Consider the following 26413-nt stretch of genomic DNA (forward strand, 5'->3'; position numbering starts at 1 on the left):
ATACGCCTTATTTGATCTTCTCCAAATCCATGAGTTCTCCCCATTTCAAATCTGTCTCAAGCGTAATATCCGTATCAAAACCGCCTTGATCAAAAAAGGTTAGTTCTCCAAAATAAATTTGCCCATCTATATTATATAAATCTACTCTCATATGAACCAAATTCTCTGAGAGTTGTTCGGCAATCCTTATCATTTTTTCATAGTTTTCCGGTCTTTCCACATTTGATTCGGGTTCTAATTCCGGTTTTTGATATAATAAGCGATTCCACTCTTTATCATAAAAACGAAAAGTTGGATGTCCAGATGCCCTATTCGTACATACCATCACGCTATCCATTTTTCCATTAAACATAAAAAATTTATAATCATTTGGTACGGTATTCGTTATCATTTTTTCTGCTATAATCCGATGTCTCAAATTTTTATATGGCCATTCTCGGCATAGATAATAGTAATTATTTTTTAAACTCTTTTCCAATACATCTTTTGTTCTATCTATGTCCATATTGTTTTTATCATTTATAAGTACTACTCCACCAGAATCATGTGTTGTTTTTAAAACAAAATTAGATGGCAATTTTGAAAAATCTATATCTTCAAAACGATCCCACGCACCATAAGTAGGTATAACATATTGTTCACCAATTTTATCTGCAACATATTTCTTTGCCTCATATTTATCTACCATTATTTGGTAGTGTTCTTTTCGGTCATTTATTTTCAACCAATTAAGTTTTTCATTATAAGATTTTGGATTACTCAAATTCAGCTTTCTCTTCAATTTACTAAAAAAAACCATTCTTAAATAAATTGAATCCGGCAAGACTTTAGCTAAATTTACAAAGACTTTTTTATATAATTTCATATGTTTTTTCCTTTCATTTACTTTCTTTTGGCAAATTTATGAATTATCGCTTTCATTTCCTCACGATACATAAACGAAGTTATCATCAAAGAAACTATTCCAAATAAAAATGCCTGTATTTCACCAAATGAAATAAGAATAAGTGAATGTATAATTAGCAATACAAACGAAAAAATATTACGCTTGAAACTTATCCCTATGTTCATTTCTATTTTCATATCACGTGCCCTTATCAAAAGCACAGCAAAATATCCTAAACAAGTTCCAATCGCAATTCCCTGCATTCCAAGCGGCTTGACTAAAATAAAATTGAATAAAAGATTGGTCGCAGCACCTAATGCAGTTGTAATAAAAACTTTATTTGTTTTAGCTCCTACCGTATACACAACACTAAAAAAAGATGCATAGCAACTAATAATTGTTGACACTGATAATAAGGGTACATATTCCCATGCTATGGCAAACTCCTTGCTCATAACGCCTACATAGACCGGCTTAATAAGCATAACTATTCCAATTGTAATAAATACCATTCCAAATGACGTAACATTAAAAACATTTTGATAAAATCCTTTTTTATCTTCACTTGATTCAACCTCAATAGCAGACATTTGCCAAGCCTGAACAAACAAAGAATATACCATATTTATGATCTGAGGTATTTTTAAAGCAAGTGAATATATTCCATTTGCACTATCACCCAAAAAGTAATTGATAATATATTTATCACCAGCCGCCATAATCCACCACATTAAACTGTTAGGAACTAACGGAATACTATACTTCAAAATCATTTTCAATATTTTTTTATCAATACATTTAAAGGAAACAACTTTAAAAAAATCACTGAATACAAGAATATATATTGTGCCAATAACTGCTGCCAGCAACGTCGCATATAAATATCCAGCCATTCCCCACTTAAAAACTAAAAGAAAAAGTACATTGAATCCCAATGTCGTAGCTGTTGTAATTAAGCCAAAAATTGTAAATTTTACATTCTGATTTATTGCTCGAAAATACTCACTATATATTTGATTAAATGTTCGAACAACTAGAAGAACAACAAATAGCCAAATATATTCATCAAATTTGAAAATCATTTTATACAGTGGAGTAAATGCTATAGATATTACAGTTCCAAATAAAAAAACTGCAAAACAATTACTTGCTGCCTCTTTTGGCGTTAAGTCTTTTCCAAGAACAAAACGTATAAGTGCTTCATTAACCATCATAGTTGAAAATGGAATTACCATACCTAATGACGTTATAAACAAATCAATTGTTCCATATTCTGCTGTTGTCAACACATATGTATATAATGGAACAATCAAAAAGGTTAATATTTTGCTTCCAAAATTCCCCACCGCAAAAATTGCGGTATTATATACTAATTTTTTATAATTATTCTCACTCATTTATTTAGCCTCGCATTATCCTTTCTGTACTATCATTATTCATCTAATGCATGGTGAATAAATCTGTATGCCTTTTCCCTTTCCTTTTTTAATGACTGATTGGTTATTGAAAAATCATATTCAAACTTGACATCTTGAAAATTTCCAGTATAATGCAGTTTTTCCAAATGAAATGTTTTTAATAAAGTGTTTATTCTACTTCCCATTCCTGTGTGTTTTCCATTTCTATCAAATACTAGAAATGGTCTATTATATAAAATTGAGAAAACCGACGCATGAAATGAATCTGTACATACAAATTCAGCTGTTTTTATAAGATATACAAACTCAGACGGTCCACAACAATAAAATTCACTTTCTAAATTAGATAAATCAATAATTTCACAATCTTTTTCTGCTGCGATTTTATGTATAGCACTTATATATTCCTTTGTTTCAGTTCCCAAAAAATAGCAAACAATATATTTATCCGGAAGTATTTCCTTCGGTTTTTTTACAATTCGATCCCATTCTTCTTTTTGTAACATCATTGTTGGATCAATCAGTACTTCTACGTCCTGACGGTTTGTTATTTTTTCTATTATATTTTTTGCAGCTTCCTCTCTTACTGATATTGCATCAAATTTTGAAATATACTGTTCCACTCTTCCTTTATAATCTAACGGTATCTCTTCTATTCCAAATGATGCACTTATTGCAATCTTTTTTTTCTGAGTAAAAGTAAGCAAATCCAAATCACTCAGCCCGCCATAAATCGGATTCCATATCTGATCTGAACCGACAAAATAGTAATCATATTTATCAAATTCTTGCAATCTTGAAAAAGAGAAAAAATGTTTTGAGTTTACAATTTTTTTGTTAAATTCCAAAAAGTTTTTCTTTCTTTCTTTAGGATCTTTGGGATCAACACAGTCCTTTATTTTGTCGCCTTTCAAAATATAACGGAACCAACCTTTTATGTATAACTTTAATACTTCAATATGATTCACCTTTTTGTTATTCAAACAGGGAATATTTACAATATTAACTGTATTTAATCCTTCTTTTTTCAGAATCTCTTGCACCGCATAATTTTGTAGTTTATTCCCAAAATTTGAATTACCATACAGTGAAACAATCGCTGCTGTTTTTTTATTATTTTTCATAATTAATCCTCTATATAAGTTCCTCATAGCAAAAATGTAATAATATATAATTTGGGGACTATTATTCACATTTTTTTTTGCTAATCATTAAAAGCATCTTATATATTAATACCTTAATATGTTTTTTCCCACTTGGTTTTATAACAATTTTATTTTCTTTCAAAATTCCAGCAATTTTTTGAATACTATCATTTATCATTTTTGAATTATAAGAAGTATCATTTTTCACCCGTGCTTTCCAATATGTAGTAAAGAGAAGTGCCATCCATAATTCCAAACTATATCTTAGTGAACTTTTCTCCAATTTTTCATGTACCATCAAAATCATCTCTAATGATTTTGCAAAAGATTCTGCAGTAGGTTTTGAGGACAATGACGATGAATCAATATCATGATATATAGTATAATAACATTTAGCTGAATAGAAAAAATTACTGCATTTATCCAGATAGATATATGTAGTATATAAATCTTCAAATATAGTTGACTCATAAAACATATCTTCTGTTAATATACTTTTTCTAAAAATCTTTGCACCTAAACCAGGTCTGACAACTTCATTTAATTCATCAATATTGTGCAATCCTTCCCTAGTTTCATTGAACCCAGAAATAATATCTTTCGTATCACCAATAATATCCTCCCTATCAAAAAAGAGAACATCTATTTTTTCATTTTTTTCAAACAGATCATTGATTTCTCTAAGTACATCAGAAGTCGTAATCCAATCATCACTATCTACAAAGAAAAACAAATCTCCCGATGATTTTTCAAATCCAAATTTTCTTGTTAAACCAGGTCCAGTATTTTCTTTCGTATACGCTTTGATTCTACTATCCATTTCTTGATATTTTTTCATCAATGAATAACTATTATCTTTTGAACTATCGTCGACTAATATTAATTCATAATCCTCATATGTTTGACTCAAAACAGATTGTACTAATTTATCTAAATACCTTTCCGCATTATATACAGGTACAATTATACTAATTTTCATACCTCTTCCTTTCCTTATGAGCTTGTCCTAAAATAATTCCATATGCAACAGCTATTGGCTGTATAATATTTGATTCTTCAAAAAAATAACTAAACGCACTTAGGAAAACAGTAATAATCAATAACATCCCCATAACTGGAGCATATTTATTTTTTTCTCGTATAAATTTTATTTCTATTATAATTAAAGATAAAACAAATAATACTAATAATGATAATCCTATTATCCCATAATCATATAGGTACTCTATATAACTATTATGTGAAAAGCGAGAAAATCCACCTGGTTTAAGGCGATAATAAACACTTTGGAAACCATGTCCAAAAATTTTTTCCCTTATATTTGACGTCTTGAACGCTTGAAGAGTAATCGCCCAAATAATATCTCGACCGCTTCCTCCATCTGTACTTAATTTTGAAAAACGGTCAAAAATCTCAAGTCCCGATCTATTCTCGAGATACAATACTGCTCCACTACCTATACAAATAGCAATAAAAAGATACATATATTTTTTCCATTTTTCTCTTAATGAACCTTGTATATGTGCATCTAATACTAACATCACCAATATTCCTAAAATTAATGCTATCGTTCCAGTTCTTTTCGTTGATGCAACAGATATAGCAATACATAATAACATACATAAATTTCGCAAATTCTTTTCTTTAAGAAAAATGATAATTAACGGTAATGCAGTTAAGCAATAATATGTTAAAAATACTACCTGCCCTATGTTTCCATTTCCAGCTAAATGTATTCTTATAAGTGATACTGAGATAAGACACATTATTAAGTAATATATAAATGTCTTTTTTTCAATATTTTTGTTCATTTCATTATGACAAGTAAAGTCATAATACACAATAACACTTAACGGCCAAATAAATATATCAATTGGCGTATAGGGTAAGTAAATTGAATTATTTAATATAGTAATTACACATTGATATACAATTAAAATTCCTAAAATCAAAGTAATACTGTTTATTGATTTCCTCTTTAGCGTTATCAATTCCTCAAAAAAATAGCATAACAAAACAATTGCCTGCATACCAAACCCCAAAAGTCTTATAGTGCCATTTTGGTTTGTTTGATATAGCATTTTAAGTATGATGGAAAAAAACAAACAATTATATGCTATTCCCATAAAAAATTTTTTTAAATTTATTTTCAGCACTTTTAGATAACCTCCGAGATTTTTATGCTATATTAATCATGTTTTTTATTTATTTCCAAGCTGATTTGCAATATCCTCGTCCACAATTTCCTCTCCAGATTTATGTTTTAACTGCTCTTTTGAAGCCTCACTTAAGCCATTATCAATTACACAATTTATGTCACATGTACTACATTTATCAAGTTCTTCTTTCGTAACTTTTCCATCACGATAATCACAGCAAATTTTGTTTTCATACATACTGTATGGTTGTTTAGTAAATAAAGCTTTAAATTTATGCACTAAAACCCATGTTGCTGGTTTCCAAATATATTTATGCATAGCCGGAGAAACAGAGCCTATCATCCAGCAATCTCGATCACAACAACGAACTTTTTTTCGCACCTCTTCTGCCTGAGAACTATTCCACAGTTCATCCCAAGATTGATTATTCAAATTTCCCATAACTTCTTTATCCTTAGTTCCATTGCAAGGCATAACATCACCATATGGATCAATGAAAAATGTATCAAAACTCATGTCACATGGAAGAAGCCTCTTTTGCCCATAAATATAATTAATTAATCCATGATTAAAATATGCTCTGAACCATTTTTTAGGACTATTACTACGTAATAACTCATTAACTAACTTTTCAAAATTCTTTGCAACCATCGGACGATCATGAATAATATTTTTTGCTTCTACAAAATAGAAACTATTATGTAAAGAAGCCGTTGCAAATTCCATCCCCATTTCATTACTAATTTGGTATAATGGTACAAGGTCTGGTGCGTTTTTATCCTGTACAGTCATACCAAATCCAACATCTTTCATTCCCATTTCTCTAAGTTTTTTTAACGTACCATATCCACGCTGATAACCATTCTGAAGGCCTCGTATTTCGTTATTTGTCTCCTCAAGTCCTTCAATGGAAATACGTATGCCAATATTAGGGAACTCTTTACAAAGGTCCACAATACGATCTGTAAAAAATCCATTAGTCGAAATAACAATACGATCGGATTTCTTATATAACTCACGTACAATGTCTTTCAAATCAGTTCTAATAAAAGGTTCACCACCAGTAATATTTGTAAAATACATCTTTGGCAATTTTTTTATTGTGTCCAAACTGATTTCTTCTTCTGGCTTAGATGGTGCTTTATAACGATTGCACATTGAACATCTGGCATTACAACGATATGTAACAATTACTGTTCCATTTAATTTTTTTTCAGTATTCTTTTTCATCTTTATTAATTACCCCTTTATTTTCTATTTTTGACAGCCTCATTAAAAATTTTCATCAAAGCTTCATAATGTGATTGCGGTGCGAATCTGTTTTCAAGCCTTTTTCTACTAGCTTGTCCCATCTTTTTAACCAAAATATCATCATCTAGCATCTTAATTTTTTTAATAAGATCCTCAACATTTGATGGTTCAAATAAATATCCGTTTTCCCCATCACTAACCAATTCTGGAAGACTTCCTATATTGCTAGCGATAACCGGCTTTGAATATTGAAACGACTCTAAAGCAGTATTAGGTAGGTTATCATACCAAATTGAAGGAATCAATGTAAATCTAGCTCCTTTTATAATATCCTCTAGTTCCTCTCCACTCTTAAACCCAAGGAATTCAACATTCTTCATTTTATGATCCTTTACATATTTTTTCAGACGCTTTGCCTCATCTGTTGTATCGTCTCCCATAATTTTAACTGTATACTCAGGCAATTTTTCATACGCTTTTATAACAGTTTCAACTCCCTTTTCTTCAGTAACACGTCCAAAATATAATCCATACGATCCTATCTGCGGTTCCCCTATTGTTGTTTTACTTGCTGTAAAAGTAGGAATACAATGAATTCTTTTTTCATCAAAGCCATTTAATGCCAATTTTTTCTTCAAAAATTCTGATGGTGTTATAAATGCATATACATTTTTATATACATTTATCATTTTATGAAATTTCATAGAAAACACTCTTACGACAGATGCAAATAGTGATCCTTTCACACATCTCTTTTTAATACAACTCCTATATCCCTTTGATAAACATTCTTCACAGACTTTCTTTTCATACATAAAATCAAATCTTGGACATAACAAGAAATAATCTGATAATCTTAACACAACCGGGATTCCCATTTTACTTGCACCTGTAATTACACTCGGAGACAATTTATTAACAAAATGAATAATATATACCAAATCTGGCTTTACATCCTTTATTTCTTTTTTTATTGCTTTTTCTACTTCACGAGAATAAATACTTCGCGTAAGTAACTGCCAAATTGATTTAGGTGTCTTTTTCACTTCATCAAAATATGTTGCATCTCGTCCACCAATTGGTTCTACAAAGTATTTTGAATATTCTGTTGCAACATTTTTATTGGAATGTATGGAAAAAGGTATAACCTCATGCCCATTATCTTCAAGCATCTTTTTAATATTAAACATATACTTTTCTGGGCCCCCAGAAATAAAGTATCTATAATTTACTATAAGTATTCTCAACGTTTTCTCCTTATCTTTATAAATAGCATTATTTACTATTTTTTATACACAAATATTTAATAAACAATAAACCTACTCTTTTTTATTCCCCTCTGTGATGGATAATCGCTTTTTATAAAGATCTCTTGTATCTCCAATTATTTTTGCCGGATTTCCACCCACAATCGCAAAATCAGGTACATCTTTAGTTACAACTCCGCCAGCTGCTACTAAAGCATTTTTTCCAATAGTGACATTATATAAAATAATACTCCTTCCTCCAATTACAGCATTATCTTTTATTACTACCGGGCCAGTATAATAATCAATCATTGGACCAGTGTAATTACAATCTCTATTCCACATTCTAGCTACTAAATCATGTTCATAGATTCTAACATCTGCCGCTACAGTGACATTATTTCCTATACTAATTAGATCCGGATGGGTAGGAATCCAACATGGATGCCAATACCCCCCCCGACCATATTCTTTAAAGATATTAGATTTTCTAATCACTTCAGCTTTAGCATGGTTTTTCTTTAAAACTGTCAAAAGTAATAATTTAAACAAAATAACTAATTTTTTCACTAATTTCACCGTTTTCTATTTTTAGTTTATTAATCTCTCTGAAAAATATCCCTTGTATAAACTTTGTCTTTTACATCATCCAAACAACTATCGTAACGATTGGCAATAATTGCCTGACTCTGCCTCTTAAACTCATCTAAATCATTAACCACTTTGCTGCCAAAGAAAGTTTCACCGTCTTTCAATGTAGGCTCATAAATAATGACTGTAGAGCCTTTTGCCTTAATTCTCTTCATGACTCCCTGAATAGAACTCTGACGGAAATTATCACTATTACTCTTCATAGTAAGACGATATACACCTACCACAACATCTTTTTCTTTACTTTCATCCCAGTCATCATTTGCTTCATATGCTCCAGCAATTTCCAAGACTCGATCAGCAATAAAATCTTTTCTCGTTCTATTAGACTCAACGATTGCTTCAATAAGATTTTCAGGAACATCTGCGTAGTTAGCAAGCAGCTGCTTTGTATCTTTTGGTAAACAGTATCCACCATATCCAAAAGATGGATTATTATAATGTGTTCCAATACGAGGATCGAGACATACTCCATTAATAATCTGCTGTGTATTCAGACCTTTCATTTCGGCATAAGTATCTAACTCATTGAAATAAGAAACTCGTAATGCCAAATATGTATTTGCAAACAATTTGACTGCTTCTGCCTCTGTAAAGCCCATAAATAAAGTATCAATATCTTCTTTAATAGCACCTTCCTGTAAGAGCTGTGCAAACGTATGTGCAGCTTTTACTAAACGTGCATTATTAATATCTGTTCCAACAATAATTCGGCTTGGATACAAATTATCGTATAACGCCTTACTTTCTCTTAAAAATTCCGGACTAAAAATAATATTATCACAATGAAATTTTTCTCTAATACTTGTTGTATATCCAACAGGAATAGTCGATTTAATAACCATAATCGCTTCCGGATTATATTCAATGACTAATTTTATAACTGCTTCTACTGCAGAAGTATCAAAAAAATTCTTTTTGCTATCATAGTTTGTTGGAGCTGCAATAACAACAAAATCTGCATCCTTATAAGCTTCTTCTGCATCCAATGTAGCAGTTAAATTCAAATTTTTTTCTTCTAAATATTTTTCAATATAATCATCCTGAATTGGAGATTTCTTATTGTTAATTAACTCTACCTTTTCTGGAATAATATCTACTGCTGTCACCTGATGATGCTGACTCAATAAAGTAGCAATAGATAATCCAACATATCCTGTCCCTGCCACAGCAATTTTCAATGAATTAAAATCTCTCATTTTTTCTCTCTTCTTCCTATTCTTAAAATATATTTACATATAAAACTCTTTGTACCATTCTGCAAACTTGCGTAATCCTTCACGTAAAGTTGTCGATGGTTTAAAACCATAGTCTCTTTCCAATGCTTGCGTATCAGCATATGTCACAGGAACGTCTCCCGGCTGCATCGGAACAAGTTCTTTATGTGCTTCAAAATCATAATCTTCTGGTAAGACTTTTGCTCTAATTAATTCTTCCTGAAGAATTTGTACAAAATCTAATAAGTTCTCTGGATGATTATTTCCAATATTGTAAACAGCATATGGCGGAATCGGCAAACCATCTTCTCCGTTCTTTTTCTCTGGTGCCCCCTGCATTACCCGTACAACGCCTTCCACAATATCATCAACGTAAGTAAAATCTCTTTTACAATTTCCATAATTAAAAATTTTAATAGTTTCTCCATTTAATAATTTATTTGTGAATCCAAAGTATGCCATATCGGGTCTTCCTGCCGGTCCATAAACAGTAAAGAAACGCAAACCAGTTGATGGAATATTATAAAGCTTTGAATATGCGTGAGCCATTAATTCATTACTTTTTTTCGTAGCAGCATATAACGATACAGGATTGTCTACTTTATCTTCTGTACTGTATGGAACTTTCTTGTTACTTCCATATACAGAAGAACTTGATGCATATACCAAATGTTCTACTGGATAATGTCTACATCCCTCTAATATGTTGTAAAACCCAATCAAATTACCTTCTATATATGCGTCTGGATTTGTAATAGAATATCTCACACCTGCCTGTGCCCCTAAATTCACAACCACTTGAGGAGTATACTTCTCAAAAATCGAATTAATAAGTTCCTTATCTGCCAAATTTCCTTTTACAAAGGAAAATGTCTTACTAGATGAAAGTTTTTCTAATCTATATTCTTTTAAACGAACATCATAATAATCATTCATATTATCGAGTCCAACTATTTTTATTCCTTCTATTTCTTTTAATAACCTTTCAGCCAAGTTTGATCCAATAAATCCAGCTACACCTGTAATAAAAATCGTCTTGTTTTTCAATTCAATAAATTCTTTGCTCATTTTATCTCCTATACAATTCTAATGTTCTCTCCACAACATCATCCCAATTATATTTTCCACAAATATAACCTGCTGCTTCATCTTTATATTTCTGTACCTGTTGTGCATCCTCACATGCTTCTTGAAGCTTACTCTGCAAATCTGCTACATTACTTTTTTTAAATATGATTGCCTTATCTTCCACTACAGAAGCACATTCATCTATGTCAGATACCAAACAACAATTTCCATAACTCATTGCTTCTAAAAGACTTAATGGCATTCCCTCTAAATCGCTTGGTAAACTATAAATATAAGCATTGCTGTATAGTTCATCTAACAACTGTCCCTGAACAAATCCGGTAAAAATAATTCTGTCATCGTCTTTTGCCATTTCTTTTAACTGGTTAGCAAATTCATCAGTATCCGAACTGCCTCCTGCAATGACTAACTTCTTATCTGTTTTTACGTTCTTAAAGCTTTCTATCAGATAAGTAATTCCTTTTTCCGGAACAAGTCGTCCTAAAAATAAAATATAATCATCTTTCTTTAAACCAAATTTCTTGTCAATAAGTTCTGCCTTTCTAATAACTGGACGATTCACACCATTAGGGATAAACTTTGTATCACGTCCATAAGTCTCTTTAAAATAATTTTGTACTCCCTCACTGAGAACAATAATTTCATCTGCAAATTTAACAGCACATTTTTCGCCAAGCATAATATATGTGCTGGCTAACTTGCCCCATTTTGCTCTTTGATGATCAAGTCCATGAACCGTAGCGATACAACGTTTTCCAAATAATTTTGGCAACCATAACATTGCACATGGTCCTTCTGCATGAAAATGTACCACATCATATTTTCCAAACGCTGCTGCTACCGCTGCAAAAAATGAAGCACTCATCGCTGCTAGTCCTTTTTTATCTATCGTTGGTACATATTTCATTCGGATACCTTTATATTCTTTTAATTTCTTCTCATCAAATTCTTTACCACTTACATGATGTCCATTACGGTTATATACTGTTATCTTATGTCCTAGTTTTGCCATGCGAACCGTTAATTCTTCAACGACAATTTCAATTCCACCTTGGCGACTCGGAATTGTCTTATGTCCAAGAACTGCAATTTTAAGTGGAGAAGTATTATTTTTCCTTTTATTCATAACTTCCTCTTATTATATTTATAACTTATCTATTATTACTTTCTGTGGCTTAAATTCTTTTTACAGAAATCAAGCCACAATCATTTCATCACATAGATCCATCTTTTCTAAGAACTACCATTACTGTTTTAAACAATATTTTTATATCTAGCCCAATGTTCCAATTTGTGATATACTCCTTGTCAAGACGAACTACCTCTTCAAAATCAGTAATGTCGCTACGTCCGCTGACCTGCCACATACCGGTTATTCCTGGCTTAATTGCCAGTCTTGCACGATGGTGCAGCTCATAAAAATTCGTTTCCGAAATCAAAGGTGGCCTGGTTCCAATTATTGACATATCACCTTTCAACACGTTAAAAAACTGCGGAAATTCGTCAATGCTTGTTCGTCTGATAAAATCCCCGATACCAGTCTTATGTGTTCCATCTGGAAGAATCTTATTTCCGATAACTCGTGGGTCAAAATCCAATTTGAACATCTTTTCATCACCCAATTTGTTATCTTTCATCAATTCAGCCTTACGTTCTTCTGCATCCATATACATGCTTCGGAACTTATACATTTTGAATCTCTTTCCATTCTTTCCTACACGTTCCTGTGCAAAGAAAATCGGTCCCGGTGATGCTATGTAAATTGCTGGAGCAACAAATATAAACAAGATTCCGGTAATCAAGCATCCTACCAGACCTCCGGCAATATCCATCAGACGTTTCAACATCAGATCTCTTGTAGATGCATAATTAATACTGGTAGTCAGTACAGTATAATCGCCTACTCTTTCTACAAACTGTTTCTTACCTGGCACACTTTTTACCTTTGCCAGATTCAGATGAACCGTAACGCCTGTTTCTGTAAACTGTTCAATCAGTTCTCTTGGATAAGGCACAACACCTGATGTCACAATCAGTACTTCATCAATCCATTCCTTGCAAACATATTCAGCAGCATTATCCATATTGGCAACTACTTTTATACCATCAATGTGCCTTCCTATCATTTCCTTATCAATAACGGCAATTCCAGAAATCTTATAGCGAGCATAATTATGTTCTTTCATGCTCTCTACTACTGCACTTGCCACATCTGCTGTAACTACAAGAAGTAGGGAACGATTTTCTCCATCTTCCATTTTCTTCCTAAGTAAATGTTTCCACAGTTCTCTTACCAGATAAGTAAGTAGCATATAGATAATGATATTCAGTACCAATGCCAGTCTGGAATATTGTTGTCCTTCCTGAAGCATAAACAAATAAAGCAATAAACATGCTCCAAGAATTACTCCATGCTGTGCTGTTACAACAAAATCTTTATAGTATCCTCTTTTCAAAACGTTTTTCAATGTTCCCATTGCAAACAGTACTACCAAATCTGCCACTTCCATAAAGACAGCCATATTTCTGTAAAGAATTAGCTGGTATGGATTAGCTCCATATCCGCTTAACGCATACGCCAAAACGAACGCCACCTGCAAGCAGATCAAGTCCAAGATGATAAAATCCACATGTTTTATCCATCCTGTAGAATCTTTTCTATACATACTTTCTTTCCCCTTTACTCATTTTTCAGATCCCATTACGTTCGTTTTCAACTAACTGCTACAATCCTCTGACTTACCAACGAACAAAGACTTTTTATAAGAAAATACGAAGTCCTTCACAGAACTTTGTATATTACATTCAATACTACTAAGAAACAATCTATGCCCGGCACATAACCCGATTATCAGGGCAGGCAAAGCACAATAAAAAAATGGATTTGTATTAATTAAGAAATGTGATTCTATTTGATAATAGATAGCAGCCATAAGCAAACAGCCTATAGAAACTGCCAGATAGATTTTCCGATGTTTCATCAGATTCTTGCCATATTCAATTTTTCCGTTTGCTTCTTTCCCACTATAAGGGGCTAGGGAATTGCATTTGCACTCAGCGATCCTCATTTGCTTCATTTTTCATACCTCGCTTTACCCCCCCCACACACACATACGCACTCTGGGGGATTTTAATTTTTTAGTTTTTTATTATTCATATCGGCAACCTAACGTCCCTTAGCCCGTCATTCTTTTCAGATTAACAGGCTCAAGTTTTCTCCTTTTCGATTTTTATTGCTCTATGATTGGGTCAAACTGAGCATCCAAAGAGCCATCCAATATCTATGAACCGCTATAATGTGACCCTGCTGCAGCAATGAAAAATCGAATTATCATAAAACGTTTACGCCACACATGCCGCATAAATACTAGAGTTTTCTCTGGTTGTCCCTATTATATCCCACTCCCCTGTATATTCAATTTTAATGTCCACATCAGGTTGGTAACCAGACAGTTTAATCAAATTCCTAGCTAAAGTATCAATTTTTACTGGTGCTCCCATATCAAGCACAAAAATTTCTCCGCCCCATGCATAAACTCCTGCCTGTAATACAAGGCTGACAGCTTCTGGAATGGTCATAAAATATCTAATAATATCAGGGTGTGTCACTGTTACCGGACCACCTGCTTCAATCTGTTTTTTAAACAATGGAATAACAGAGCCGTTACTGCCCAATACATTTCCAAATCGGACTGCAACAAACTGTGTCCCTGATCTAACTTTATTTTTTACACTCTCAATCTGTACACTAGAGTCTACTTTTTCTATACTATCTATCGTTACATGGTCCATTGGATCGCTAACAATTTGACCATTTCTATTTTTATCTATATGGTCATGAAGAAAAGGAAGTAAATCTATCCTTCCTTCTTTACTAATGGCGTCCATACTCTGGATTACCATTTCACAAATCCGCTTACTAGCCCCCATAATATTCGTTGGATTTACCGCTTTGTCAGTACTAATTAAAACAAACCGTTTCGTTCCATACTTTAAGGCTGCGTATGCTGTCTTATAGGTACCTACTACATTGTTTTTAATCGCCTCATTGGGGCTTGTCTCCATCAAGGGAACATGCTTATGGGCAGCAGCATGGTACACAATATCCGGCTTATAATGTTCAAAAACCCAATTAATCCTTCTGCTATCCCTAACAGATCCAATTAATACCACTAAATTTAGTTCGGGATAGTTTCTTCTTAACTCCTGTTCTATCTCATAAGCATTGTTTTCATAAATATCAAAAATAATAAGCTGTTCCGGTTCATGGGCAGCAATCTGCCTACATAGTTCACTTCCAATAGAACCTCCGCCACCGGTTACAAGGATCGTTTTATCTTTTAAATATTGGAATATTTCTTCCATATTCACTTGAATTGTTTCCCGTCCCAGCAAATCCTCCACTACCACTGGTTTCATCTTATTTAAAGATACTTCACCATTTGCCAGTTGGTAGATTCCTGGCAAAGTCATTAATTCACAATTTGTTTCTTTACAGATATTTAAAATATCTCTTTTCTCTTCGGCAGAAGCTGTTGGGATGGCAAACAAAATCTGGTCAATATGATACTTCTCAATCGATTCCAGAATACTTTCTCTTCCTCCTACAATGGGAATCCCTTCTATTATTCTACCCCATTTATTGGAGTTATCATCTATCACACACAATGGCCTTGCGGATGCATCGTTTGAAACTTTTAATTCTTTCAGAATAACCTGACCTGCGGCACCAGCCCCTATAATCATGGCATTGTGAACAGCCCGTAAATTTTTTGCCCTACGTGCCCTTTCCAAAGTAATATAACGATAGATAAACCTTACCGCTGTAACAAAACAAAATTGGATTACTGCACCAAAAGCATAATAGGAGATTGGCATTCTGCATAGAAAAACAGTAATGCCAATTATCTGAAACAAAGTAGTAATACCAGATGCGAGTAAAATACGGTTTAATTCACTAAAGCTGGCAAAGCGCCATAAACTGTTATATAGATGAAGACAAAAAAATATAATTACTGTAAATATAGTGTAGAATGGTGCAAATTTTAAAAATGAAGATAGATATATATCTGGAATAAGAGAATAACTTAGATCAAATCGCAACCAAAGCCCTAAAAAATAGGATAAATTAATAACAATTACATCATAGAAAAAAAGATAGAGTGCTATTACTTTCCAATGTTCCAATCTCTTTTTTCTTAGAACTTTCGTATTTTTATTCATTACCTTTAAATCGTTATTCTGTCTTTCATTTGTCACGTTTTTCATTGTCGTTCCTCTTTTCACAATAAAATTTAGAGGATAATTTTCCTTTTACTATATTTTACAAATATCTATCAATTCTTTTTACGTTCACCTTCCAAAACTTTTATATAGGCAAAGGAGGGTTTTATTGACTACTTTTTCTTTTCGTGATAACTATACTTTTTCGTTCGTATTTACTTTGACCAAAAAACTTAAAAATAGGCAAAAAAATAGAGATTTAACCCCAAAAATACCCAGAACGAAAAAGTATCCCTTTTACATCCACATACCAAACCGTTTATGCGGCATATATGGTGATGCTTTTTGCAAATTTTCTCCTTGGAAAATCTTTTCTGCATGTTCAATCAGTTGGTTTTGATACTTTTCTATCGATTCCAGACCTGTCCAAATATTGGGTGGCCTTAAATCTACTGAATGTGTATCGGATGCTACTACATGTACAAGCCCCCATTCCAATAGTTTTACTATTTTTTTTCTTGTCTTTTTTGTTCTTTTTAAACTATTGGCATTCACTTGTACGATAACACCTTGGCTTACCCATTCTGATAATAACGCTGGATTTTCCATTAAAAATGGATATCTTTCTATATGGGCTATGATTGGGACAATCCCGCTACTTAATAGATCAAACATTACCTTTTCAATCAATGCAACATAATGATACATTGGAGAAAATTCTATTAACAGATAATTTGTTTTTTCAATACAAAATTTTGATAGATCATATTTGCTAAGCCGAATTGAAAAATAAACCTCTGCGCCTAGTTTTGCCTCAAATTGAATTTCTCGCTTTTTTGATGACAACATTAGTTTTTGATACGCTAGTTCTCTTTGTTCAAAAAAGTGTTCTGGTGTTTGTTCCTCAAAATGAAAATGTGGTGTAAATACAATTTTATTAACCCCATGTCTTACTTGCATCTCCAACAGTTGTAGTGCCTGTTCCAATTCCTGCGCCCCATCATCGATTCCAGGTAAAATATGAGTATGTAAATCTACTATAGCCCCTCACCTTCTTTTTTGTATGCATATCTATAATATCCATAATATTTTTTGCCATAAATATTGGATTTTTTGATATCAAACGCATTTAGTATAGAACCTATTACCTTTATACCGGCATTATTCAAATTTTCCATTGCTTTTTTAATCATTACAACTGGTGTAGATTTATATCTTACAACTAATAGCGCACCATCTGCATATTTCCCAATTACCGCCGCATCAGTAACCAAAGAAATTGGTGGGGCATCAAATATGATGTAATCATATATCTCATCTAATTCTTGAATTAACTGTCCCATTTTTTTGCTTGCCAACAATTCCGATGGATTTGGAGGATGCTTGCCTGATGGCAGAACAGTAATACCTAAATTTTTCATTTCTATCGAAGATTCTGCCAAATTAAATTTTCCACACAATATCCCTGATAATCCTTTGGTAAATTGTTTGTTCCATTTGTTTTTATCTTCAGATAATAGATAATCCTCTAAAATAGATCGTCTCAAGTCACAATCAAGCAGTATTACTTTTTTGCCTGCATCCGCAAGTGTAACTGCTAAATTGATAGATACATTAGTTTTTCCTTCTTCCGCTAATGGAGAAGTAACAACTATTTTTTTACAATCTGTTTCCGATGATAGGAACTCCAAATTGGTACGCAGCGTCTTAAATGCTTCTACATATGCAAATGAGGTTTCTTCTCCACTAAGGGAATTCAACCTAATGTGTTTTCTAACCTTTCCCATTAGTTTTTACTCCCTTCAAATGGTATCACTCCGATTACCAAACTATTGGTTAAAGCAGCCAGTTGTTCTTCCGATTTTATAGTACGGTCTAAAATTTCCCTCAAAAAGATAATAATTACTGCTACAGCAATTCCAGCTAATATGCCTATCATAGTATATTTTTTTACATTTGGAGATACTTGAACCGCGTCACTTGCTTGGCTTACAATGTTACAGGAGCCTGCTTCTACTTTCTCAATGATAATTTCAGGTGCGATTTCTGTTATTTTTTCTGTTACCGACCGAGCAAATTCCCTATCCGTATCGGTTACAGAAATCCTCATCACCTGTGTTGCATTTACCGAACTCACCGATATCTGCGACGCTAAATCGCTACTACTAACATTTATTCCTAAGGCCTGGATAACTGGATTTAATACTGCTTCGCTTTTGATAATAACGGCATAAGTTTCTACCAAATTTGTAGAAGCAGTATAGTCACTTGGAGAGAATGTACCTGTTACGTTTTGATTGTTATTTACAATCATAGTTGCGCTAGATTGATATTTAGGAGCAACTAAATAGTTACTCACTAAATATCCTCCTATCCCCCCTATTAGTAAAAAGCATGCTAGTAAAATAAAATACCGTTTTACTATCCCCCATAACTTTCCTAACAATTCACCTATTTCTATTTCATCGTCATGCAATAAATTTTTCTGTTCAGTTGTTCTTATGTTTTCCATTGCCATAAACTTTACCTTTCTGCCCTATTTCACTTCTTCTATCTGCTCTTTTCACGATTTTCACTTTGTCTTAAAACTTAAATTTTCCACTCAATTAAAACAACATAATATTAATTATGTTGTTTAAAAATGGAAATAAAACAGGAAAGGTTCCAACACCTACATATATTTACCAAATAATTTTTATTAATTATACAAAAAAAATTCATAAACATTCAAAACAATACAAAATATTACAATCTTGTATATATCTGTATTGACTTATTGCTCTTTGCGTTATAAAATAGAAAATAAAATCAGTAAAAATAACAACATAATTAATACTATATGGTTATTATGAGTTGTAGTTTGTCAATGTTTTTTCGAGAAGCTTCTATCCCTTCGGAAGTATAAATTCTAGTTATATCCAAACTACTATGGCCAAGGATATCTGCTAAATTAACCAAGTCTTTGGTATAACAATAAAAAGTTCTTGCGAATAGATGTCGTAAATTATGCGGAAATATTTTTTCTGGTGAAATACCAGCCAGTTCCGCAATTTTTTTCATCTCTCGCCATATATTCGAACGGTCTTTTGGTTTACCACTTTTTGTTTTGAAAATAATACCGGATTGGATCTGTTTTTTCTTTGCATAACAGTTTAATTTTTTTTGCAACAGATTTGGAATTAATACCAAACGGTATTTCCCTTTATTCCATACTTTTGCAACACCTAATTTTACTGCTTCTACTGTAAAAAAGTTTAATTCACTAATTCGGATACCAGTGGAACATATTGTTTCCATAATCAATGCAAGCTGTTCTTTCCCTTGAGACTGTGCTGTTTTAACTAGATTTTCGTATTCTACTTTGGTTAGTTCTTTTTCTTTTCGAATAAAAAAGTTATTCTGTATCCTGATTTGTTTTGTTTTTAAATGCTCCAAATTCAGAAAATTTAAAAACTGGTTTAAAGCTACTAACATAGAATTTACACTGGTGATAGCATAATGTTCCATGAGCCATTCTTTGTAAAGAAGGATGCGTTGTTTATTAATTTGTTTGTTATCTCCTAGATAAGAATAAAACGTGCGGATATCGGTAATATATTTACGAATAGTAGCACTAGCATTTTCCCGGTCATATAATACCTGTTTAAATTGATAAATATGTTCTGTTTTTAAAGAAAAGTAAGTTTCGTTGCTGATTTCCATTTTTAATATCCTCCCTAACAATAATTTGAATAAATTCATACAATATTATAAGTTATTTTGTCGAAAAACATATATTTATCGTAAAACTTTTTAAAGAACAATCAAGTAAATAGATTCTGTTCTATTTATTTTTTGTATTTACGAGAGGAACATTAATAAATTTTTAAGTATTTTATCGTTTATACTATCTAAAATTTCTATTTTTGATTAAATTTAATGAAAAATTAAAAGAAATAAAAATAAGACCCCCAACCTTATAAAAAGGTCGGGGGTCTTATTTTTAACACTATAATTGGTGGTTATAAACCATCACAGAAAAGAAATACTATTTTTTCTTTTTCAGAGCTACTACTGCTGCGCCTGCCAATACCAGTGCCATTACTCCTGCGATTGGTGCAACATCACCTGTTTTGGCTGCGTTTGCTTTTGTTGTGGTAGATTCTTGCCCTGTTTGTGTACTATCCGCTTTGTTGTCATCTGGTGTTTCGGTAGATGGTTTTTCTACTGCTACCAGACCTTTCATTGCTTCTTGTACACTTTCTACTGCTGCGTCTACTTCTTCCTGGGTTGCATCTTCGTTCGCCATCACTGCGTTTGCTTCTGCTACTGCTGCTTGCAGTACTGCATAGCTTTCCGCTGTATATGCGTTCGCATCTTTGCCGTTGGCTTCCGCAATTACTTTTTCCAGGATGGATTTATCTGCTTTGTATCTCAGGTTCAGCATCGCGTTCAACAGATTGGTTTCTGCTGTTTCGATTTCTGCCTGCATTGCATTGTCTTTATCTGCTAACAATTCTTGTGCTGCTCTCAATGCTTCCTGGAACTCTGCCTGACCTGCTTCTACAAAGTCATTCATGTCGTAGGTTTCCGCCAATGCTACCAAGGATTCTAAGGATGTGATGTCACCTTTAACAAATCCTAGTTTATGGATTTCGTTCATCAGATTCTGCCATGCTGTGTCTACTTCAGACTGTATCGCATACGCATTTTCAGAAACTTCTTTCGCCGCTGCTAATGCCGCCTTAAAGGATTCCTGTACATCTTTGATGACATTGTTAAATTCATCGGATGCCTGTTGTTCTTCCGCATATGCGATTACTCGATTCAAAATAGACTTATCAACAGGTTTTGTCACTTCAAATTTTACTTTATCCATTGCTGGAGAACCGTTGGTAAACCGTGCTACCAAGTATGCTGTACCTTCCATTTTCGCTTGAAGCACAGGGGTTTCTGTATTAGCCTGGCTTAATTCTGCAACCATAGAAGGCATACCGTTTTCATCTTCCACTGACCAAATAATATCATTATTTTGCATGGTAGAAGGTGTTACAACCGCTGATACAGGCATAGAGCTTCCAATGCCCAAAGAACTTCCTTGCAATGGATTGATTTTAATACTACCTACAGAATTTGGTTCCTGTTTGGAGGATTCTCCATTAATCGTAACTTCTGCAAGTTGTACACGATTCACAACAGATGTTTTCTCGTCATAAGTAGGAAGACCTAATTTGGTAACTTCGATAGTTACATACTGCGCTGTAACATCCTTGCCAAAATCTACGGAATAACATCCGCGTTCTGTATGCGGAGCATCTGGAATTTTAGCTCCTGTTACTTCTTTTACTACGGTATATTCAGAAGAATTACTGTCTTTTACCAAAATCTTAAAGTCTTCTGGGAAGTTGGCAGTGATATTAGAATCCTCTTTTTCTGCATCACTATCCGTCCTTGGATAAAGAGAAACATTATTGATTACACGGTCTTTTCCAAGATCGAAGGTGATACGGTGAGGTGTTGCACTAATATCTTTGGTGTTATATCCCTCTGAAGAATATCCCTTTGGACCTACATTTCCATTATTTCTACCCTGGCTTTGCAAAATACCATCATTCAGGAAACTGAGTTTCCATGCAGCACTCTCGTAAGAATTGGTTGCTGTAATGGTTGCTTCTTTGGCAAAGTTAGTAATATCGTCTGCTTGAGCAAATACTTCTATTTCGGTTAATTGTACACGACGTGCAACACGTCCATCCGGGAATTTTTCATCATTGGTAGGTTCCCCTAATGTATTAACTAAAATACGTACATATTGTGCAGTTTGAGGTTCAAACTCAAATATAGCTGGTTGATTTTGTGGATTTGGATAATTGGAATACGAAGAAACAGTAGACCAATCTTTATTGTTATTCGATACCTGAATATCAAATCCAACTGGGAAGTTTGGTGATTCTGTACCACCATTTGCAGTTTGGACATCGTTACGAGGATATAATACTAATTTGCTAAATTGTTGTGGCTGCCCTAAATTGATTGTAACATCAATTGGGTTAGCGGAAATATCCGCGTCCTGGAATTCAGAAGAAGTGTATCCTTCTACAGATCCCGTTGCATCGGTAATTCCATCTGTAATATTACTTACCGTCCATGGTCCACCCATTTCCAATGAATTGTTACTTGTTACAGGTTTCCCGAAAGCAATATTTTCCAGTGGTTTTTCAGCGGAAATATATTCCTCAAAACCAGCATTTAAGGTAATATCCTGGTTCATTGTAATATAGGTTACTTTGGAATTATCCTGATAGGTTCCACTCCATCCAGTAAAGATAGCGGTTTCTACTGGGCATGCTTCTACCGCTACTGTAGTACCTGATGGATAAGAAGCAGTAAATGGTAAGGTTTCTTGCTTGCCGTTTACAAGAACAGAACCTTCTCCTGTACCAGTCAGTGACAGAATTTGCTCATTGGAAGAATCCGTGCTATAAGCCATAATTTCAGCTAACTGAATCCGGTATGGGTCAGCAACACCTTCTGGGCTTGCATAAGGTCCTAATTTTAACACATGTAGACGAATGTATTGTGCATCTTGGGATTCAAATTCATACATTTGAGGTTTTCCCATAGGGTTGGTATCATCCTGTACATGCAATACATCTGTAAAGTTTGTTCCATCTGTACTGGTTTGGATGATAAAATCCGTTGGGAAGTTTGGAGTTTTTCCATCCGCTGTAACAGCATCGGTACGTGGATAAATAGATATGCTGTTAAAATTCTTTTGCTCTTTTAAATTTAAGGTAATATCTATTGGATGATCGGAAATATCATTGCCATTTTGAACATTAGCAATTACATTTGTAGTATAACCAGTAGAAATATTACCATCGGTTAAATTATTTTTACTCCAGGTTGGAGGAGCTTCCATACTATCTGTTGCAGTTACCTCAGAGCCTTTTGCCAAGTTTATATTTGCTGCATAACCGCTATTAATTTCTAAAGAGATATCCTTGTCAACTTTTACAGCTAGTTCTGAGTTAGCGGAATAAATATCGCCTTGCCAGTTCATAAAATGGGTGATGCCAAATTTTTGATCCTTTGCTTTTAGCTGTACCACATCACCTGTTTTTACTACCAAAGTAGTTGGTAAAGTATAATCCTGGCCATTATATTCTACTATTACATCATTATTTTCTGGATTGGATAATTTTATTAAGCTGTATTCCTTTTGTTCTTTTTGTTTAAAGTTTGCGGTAATGTTCAAATCAGTATTTGCTGTAATCTCTATCTGGGTATTTTCAGAGCCAATAGAACCACTCCAATAGTCAAAACTATGTTCACTATCCGGTGTTGCGGTAAGGGTTAGTTTACTACCCGCTGCTACTGTTGTTGTATATGGCAGTTCTACTATAGTATTATCAACAGAAACAGTCCCACCTTCTGTACCCTGAATTGTTACAGTGTAGCTTTCTTTGCTATCTGTTTTAGGGGTTGACTGGATTTGATAGCTGCCTGGATTTACAGTAAAGTAAACATATTTTCCATCTTGTCCGGTATATACAACATTTTGGTTTCCGTTTACTGCCACTCCATTTTCAAATACAACAGAACCGTTAGCTGTAATAATAGAGTTGATCCCTTCAAAGCGAGGGATTGCAACCAACGCAGTGGTTTCTGCTGGTGAAGTCACATTCATGGAGAATGTATTCACCGCCAGATCCTGTTGCATGGCAACATCAATCGCACCTTTTACAGAAGGAACAGAAACTTGAACTTGGTTTAATTCTCCCATATCCGGAGTGATCTCATAAACATCATAACCGGCAGTAACTGGTTTTACCCCTGCCATATACTTGGACATGGTAATCATTGGACCACCAGACCATGCATGGTTTCTGGTTCCGCTTCCTTTATCCCACATTTCCCACAGGGTAGTATAACCATTATCAGTTGCCATTGGGGTATAACGGGTTACCATTCTGTTTTGGGCTTGTTCCATATATCCCATCTCACACATTGCGTCCAATACATACTTTTCCATATATGGGCTTGCGTTAAAGATGGTTTCCAAAACATTTTCTACTGTTGGGTACTGGCTTTCGTTCACCAAGCCAGCCAATACTGCCATTGCGTTGGCACGATCATCTGGTTTCGCTTGATTTGTAGATTTGTATCCTTTTTCGGTCCAGAAGCTATTGTAGTTCATTTCAATGCTGTCCAGACGTTCCTGCATTGCGGAAATATCTTCTTTATATCCCAATACTTCTGCCATTTTTACTACATCGGACATTGCTTTGTAGTACCAAGCGTTCTCTAATACTGGAACATCTGCATTGGAACCCCAGTCAGGCCAATCCCAACTACCTGCACGATGGACAACTAAGCCATTGCTACCCATATCCCATTTGTATAAATAGGTTTTGGAAGCCTCGTACATTTTTTCCAGAGATTCGGTTCTACCTGTATACAGATAATATTCCCAGAAACCGCAAATACCAGCCAACTGCTGCATCGGAAGTTCAAAATAATCCCCAGCAATTGGAACTACTGTTTGCAATACATCATTGCGGTACTCATTTTCATTGTCAGTTTCCATCCAGCCCAACATTTGGTCCAGACCTTTTTCATATAACAGGTAGGAATTTTCATCCATGGAGTACACAATCTGCATCATCTCGTTGGTGGCGTCACCCCACCATTGGGCACGTTCACGGTCCGGGCAATCCATAAAGTTATCCCTCATGGTGACATATAGGGTACGCAAACACATCTGCCACAGATTGTTGTAAAATTCATTATCGCTGGTAAATGAACCTGTAAATTCGGTATTATATCCGCTTTCACGGTATTGTAGGCTGATAATTTTTACGCCAGCTGGAATTTCATATGTAATATATTGCCCATTAAACCAGCCCAGTGCTTCAAATTCCTGTACACCATTTCCATTAGTGATATAGGTACTGCGCACTGCCCCAATATTGGTGTTTTCGGTAGTCATTTTAATTTCCAGACCTGGCTTGTCTGTTTCAATTTTTAGATATGGGGTCAATTGAGCGTTGTAAGGAACATTCATGGTAATGGATTCTGTCTGGGTTGTGGTATAATCCCGGTACTCGTCCATATTTAAATACTCTTTTAAGCCATAATCTTTTGTCAATGGGATAGGACGCTTATACAGTTCATTCCAAGGTGCACAAGGAGCCTGTCCCATTTCAGTGGCGTTCTCCCAGCCACTGTCATTATATCCAGGCTCTTCCCAACCATTATCTTCTGTTTTTCTCGCATCGTAATAGATATTATATGCTGGAATTCGGTAGTTTGGCTGACCAACTCCTGCGATTTTGGTATCGTCCAGATATGCCTCATCCCGTTTTACTTTCCAACTGTCATCTGAGATTACCAATTGGTCTCCAATTTGCGCTTCAAACAAAAAGCCCGCTTTTTTACTGCTGTAGTTGGAATAGCTGGCATACTGGTCTTTTGGTCCCCAATACCAAGCTTTTACTGCAATAGTGTTTGTGCCAGTTTTTAAATATGGGGCAATATCCACCACATCATAATAGCCATCTTCCGGTGTAGGACCACGTTTTAATCCACCTTCAAATACGACTAATTCACCATTGATATACAGCCAATATCGGGAATCTACTGCCAATCTGGCTTCCGCTTTTTCTGGAACTTCGGTTAATTCTACTGTTTTGCGGAAATCCATCCAAGTATTTCGGGCAGTTGAATCGTCATCCCAGATCCACTGGGCATCCCACGTGCTGACATGTTCTTGTTCTTCCGCAGCAAAAGCAAAATTTCCAACCATACTGCTGCATAAGATTGCCCCGGAAATCAAAATTCCCAAGGCACGTTTCCACATCTTCATGCCTTTTCCTCCTTGTGTTATAAATATATAAATGGTATCTTATAAAATATTCTACTTTCCTCCTTCCTATGTTATAAATTAAGACACCAATTTAACAATTTCATGTTATTTTATTATATCTTTTTTATATATACTTTTCTATCACCATTTTACACAAACTTTCCTTATTATTTTTTACAGTTTGCTATCGTAAAAATAATAACAAAATTATTTATTGTATCAATTATAGGCATCAATAATTATAGTTTCTTGTTTATCCTATATAAATAGATGTCCTTAT

At 34.0% G+C, this 26413-nt stretch carries 18 protein-coding genes; all 18 read right to left on the reverse strand.

Annotated elements, in window-relative coordinates; genetic code table 11:
• Positions 1 to 7: 7 nt before the first annotated feature.
• The 18 genes from BQ2683_RS12065 to BQ2683_RS12155 all read right to left on the reverse strand — a co-directional run bounded on the left by BQ2683_RS12065 (position 8) and on the right by BQ2683_RS12155 (position 26133).
• Complete coding sequence (locus tag BQ2683_RS12065; protein ID WP_069989245.1) at positions 8 to 865, reverse strand: ATP-grasp fold amidoligase family protein; 858 nt, start codon at positions 863 to 865, stop codon at positions 8 to 10.
• A 17-nt stretch (positions 866 to 882) separates the two neighbouring features.
• Positions 883 to 2283, reverse strand: a complete 1401-nt coding sequence (locus BQ2683_RS12070) for a lipopolysaccharide biosynthesis protein (RefSeq protein WP_069989246.1) — start codon at positions 2281 to 2283, stop codon at positions 883 to 885.
• A gap of 35 nt (positions 2284 to 2318) precedes the next feature.
• Entirely contained in the window at positions 2319 to 3428 is a 1110-nt protein-coding gene (locus tag BQ2683_RS12075; RefSeq protein ID WP_069989247.1) for a polysaccharide pyruvyl transferase family protein, read from the reverse strand.
• Between the two features lie 61 nt (positions 3429 to 3489).
• Positions 3490 to 4428 carry a glycosyltransferase family 2 protein gene (locus BQ2683_RS12080; RefSeq protein ID WP_069989248.1) on the reverse strand — a complete coding sequence of 313 codons (939 nt, stop codon included), beginning with the start codon at positions 4426 to 4428 and terminating at the stop codon, positions 3490 to 3492.
• Positions 4418 to 5605: an O-antigen ligase family protein gene (locus BQ2683_RS12085; protein WP_069989249.1), complete on the reverse strand. Its 1188-nt coding sequence runs from the start codon at positions 5603 to 5605 to the stop codon at positions 4418 to 4420. Before BQ2683_RS12085 ends, BQ2683_RS12080 begins: the two co-directional genes overlap by 11 nt.
• Positions 5606 to 5650: 45 nt before the next feature.
• Positions 5651 to 6838 (reverse strand): radical SAM protein, encoded by a 1188-nt coding sequence (locus BQ2683_RS12090; RefSeq protein WP_069989250.1) that lies wholly within the window; start codon positions 6836 to 6838, stop codon positions 5651 to 5653.
• Positions 6839 to 6855: 17 nt separating this feature from the next.
• Positions 6856 to 8106, reverse strand: a complete 1251-nt coding sequence (locus BQ2683_RS12095; RefSeq protein ID WP_069989251.1) for a glycosyltransferase — start codon at positions 8104 to 8106, stop codon at positions 6856 to 6858.
• Positions 8107 to 8178: 72 nt separating this feature from the next.
• Entirely contained in the window at positions 8179 to 8676 is a 498-nt protein-coding gene (locus tag BQ2683_RS13790; RefSeq protein WP_069989252.1) for an acyltransferase, read from the reverse strand.
• Between the two features lie 29 nt (positions 8677 to 8705).
• The gene (locus tag BQ2683_RS12105) at positions 8706 to 9938 is read right to left on the reverse strand and encodes a nucleotide sugar dehydrogenase (RefSeq protein ID WP_069989549.1); all 1233 of its coding nucleotides are present in this window, start codon (positions 9936 to 9938) and stop codon (positions 8706 to 8708) included.
• A 51-nt stretch (positions 9939 to 9989) separates the two neighbouring features.
• A complete protein-coding gene (locus tag BQ2683_RS12110; protein ID WP_162840615.1) occupies positions 9990 to 11021 on the reverse strand; it encodes a GDP-mannose 4,6-dehydratase in 1032 nt (343 codons plus the stop codon).
• A gap of 22 nt (positions 11022 to 11043) precedes the next feature.
• A complete protein-coding gene (locus BQ2683_RS12115) occupies positions 11044 to 12189 on the reverse strand; it encodes a glycosyltransferase family 4 protein (protein WP_069989254.1) in 1146 nt (381 codons plus the stop codon).
• A gap of 88 nt (positions 12190 to 12277) precedes the next feature.
• On the reverse strand, positions 12278 to 13729 hold the full coding sequence (locus tag BQ2683_RS12120; protein ID WP_069989255.1) for a sugar transferase: 1452 nt from the start codon (positions 13727 to 13729) through the stop codon (positions 12278 to 12280).
• Between the two features lie 676 nt (positions 13730 to 14405).
• A complete protein-coding gene (locus BQ2683_RS12130) occupies positions 14406 to 16286 on the reverse strand; it encodes a polysaccharide biosynthesis protein (RefSeq protein ID WP_083256516.1) in 1881 nt (626 codons plus the stop codon).
• Between the two features lie 297 nt (positions 16287 to 16583).
• Positions 16584 to 17273, reverse strand: a complete 690-nt coding sequence (locus tag BQ2683_RS12135) for a CpsB/CapC family capsule biosynthesis tyrosine phosphatase (RefSeq protein WP_083256487.1) — start codon at positions 17271 to 17273, stop codon at positions 16584 to 16586.
• Positions 17274 to 17323: 50 nt separating this feature from the next.
• On the reverse strand, positions 17324 to 18073 hold the full coding sequence (locus tag BQ2683_RS12140; protein WP_069989258.1) for a CpsD/CapB family tyrosine-protein kinase: 750 nt from the start codon (positions 18071 to 18073) through the stop codon (positions 17324 to 17326).
• Complete coding sequence (locus BQ2683_RS12145; protein ID WP_076939174.1) at positions 18073 to 18804, reverse strand: Wzz/FepE/Etk N-terminal domain-containing protein; 732 nt, start codon at positions 18802 to 18804, stop codon at positions 18073 to 18075. The genes BQ2683_RS12140 and BQ2683_RS12145 overlap by 1 nt, the downstream gene beginning before the upstream one ends.
• 317 nt (positions 18805 to 19121) lie before the next feature.
• The gene (locus BQ2683_RS12150; RefSeq protein ID WP_069989260.1) at positions 19122 to 19988 is read right to left on the reverse strand and encodes a tyrosine-type recombinase/integrase; all 867 of its coding nucleotides are present in this window, start codon (positions 19986 to 19988) and stop codon (positions 19122 to 19124) included.
• 325 nt (positions 19989 to 20313) lie between these two features.
• Positions 20314 to 26133 (reverse strand): discoidin domain-containing protein, encoded by a 5820-nt coding sequence (locus tag BQ2683_RS12155; protein WP_069989261.1) that lies wholly within the window; start codon positions 26131 to 26133, stop codon positions 20314 to 20316.
• Positions 26134 to 26413 lie beyond the last annotated feature (280 nt).

This window comes from Massilioclostridium coli (genome assembly GCF_900095865.1).
Lineage (GTDB): Bacteria > Bacillota > Clostridia > Oscillospirales > Ruminococcaceae > Massilioclostridium > Massilioclostridium facile.

Bases quoted from the DNA above. Each gene is read 5' to 3' on its own strand.
- BQ2683_RS12065 (WP_069989245.1), bottom strand. From the start codon at position 865: ATGAAATTATATAAAAAAGTCTTTGTAAATTTAGCTAAAGTCTTGCCG.
- BQ2683_RS12070 (WP_069989246.1), bottom strand. From the start codon at position 2,283: ATGAGTGAGAATAATTATAAAAAATTAGTATATAATACCGCAATTTTT.
- BQ2683_RS12075 (WP_069989247.1), bottom strand. From the start codon at position 3,428: ATGAAAAATAATAAAAAAACAGCAGCGATTGTTTCACTGTATGGTAAT.
- BQ2683_RS12080 (WP_069989248.1), bottom strand. From the start codon at position 4,428: ATGAAAATTAGTATAATTGTACCTGTATATAATGCGGAAAGGTATTTA.
- BQ2683_RS12090 (WP_069989250.1), bottom strand. From the start codon at position 6,838: ATGAAAAAGAATACTGAAAAAAAATTAAATGGAACAGTAATTGTTACA.
- BQ2683_RS12115 (WP_069989254.1), bottom strand. From the start codon at position 12,189: ATGAATAAAAGGAAAAATAATACTTCTCCACTTAAAATTGCAGTTCTT.
- BQ2683_RS12120 (WP_069989255.1), bottom strand. From the start codon at position 13,729: ATGTATAGAAAAGATTCTACAGGATGGATAAAACATGTGGATTTTATC.
- BQ2683_RS12130 (WP_083256516.1), bottom strand. From the start codon at position 16,286: ATGAATAAAAATACGAAAGTTCTAAGAAAAAAGAGATTGGAACATTGG.
- BQ2683_RS12140 (WP_069989258.1), bottom strand. From the start codon at position 18,073: ATGGGAAAGGTTAGAAAACACATTAGGTTGAATTCCCTTAGTGGAGAA.
- BQ2683_RS12145 (WP_076939174.1), bottom strand. From the start codon at position 18,804: ATGGCAATGGAAAACATAAGAACAACTGAACAGAAAAATTTATTGCAT.
- BQ2683_RS12150 (WP_069989260.1), bottom strand. From the start codon at position 19,988: ATGGAAATCAGCAACGAAACTTACTTTTCTTTAAAAACAGAACATATT.
- BQ2683_RS12155 (WP_069989261.1), bottom strand. From the start codon at position 26,133: ATGAAGATGTGGAAACGTGCCTTGGGAATTTTGATTTCCGGGGCAATC.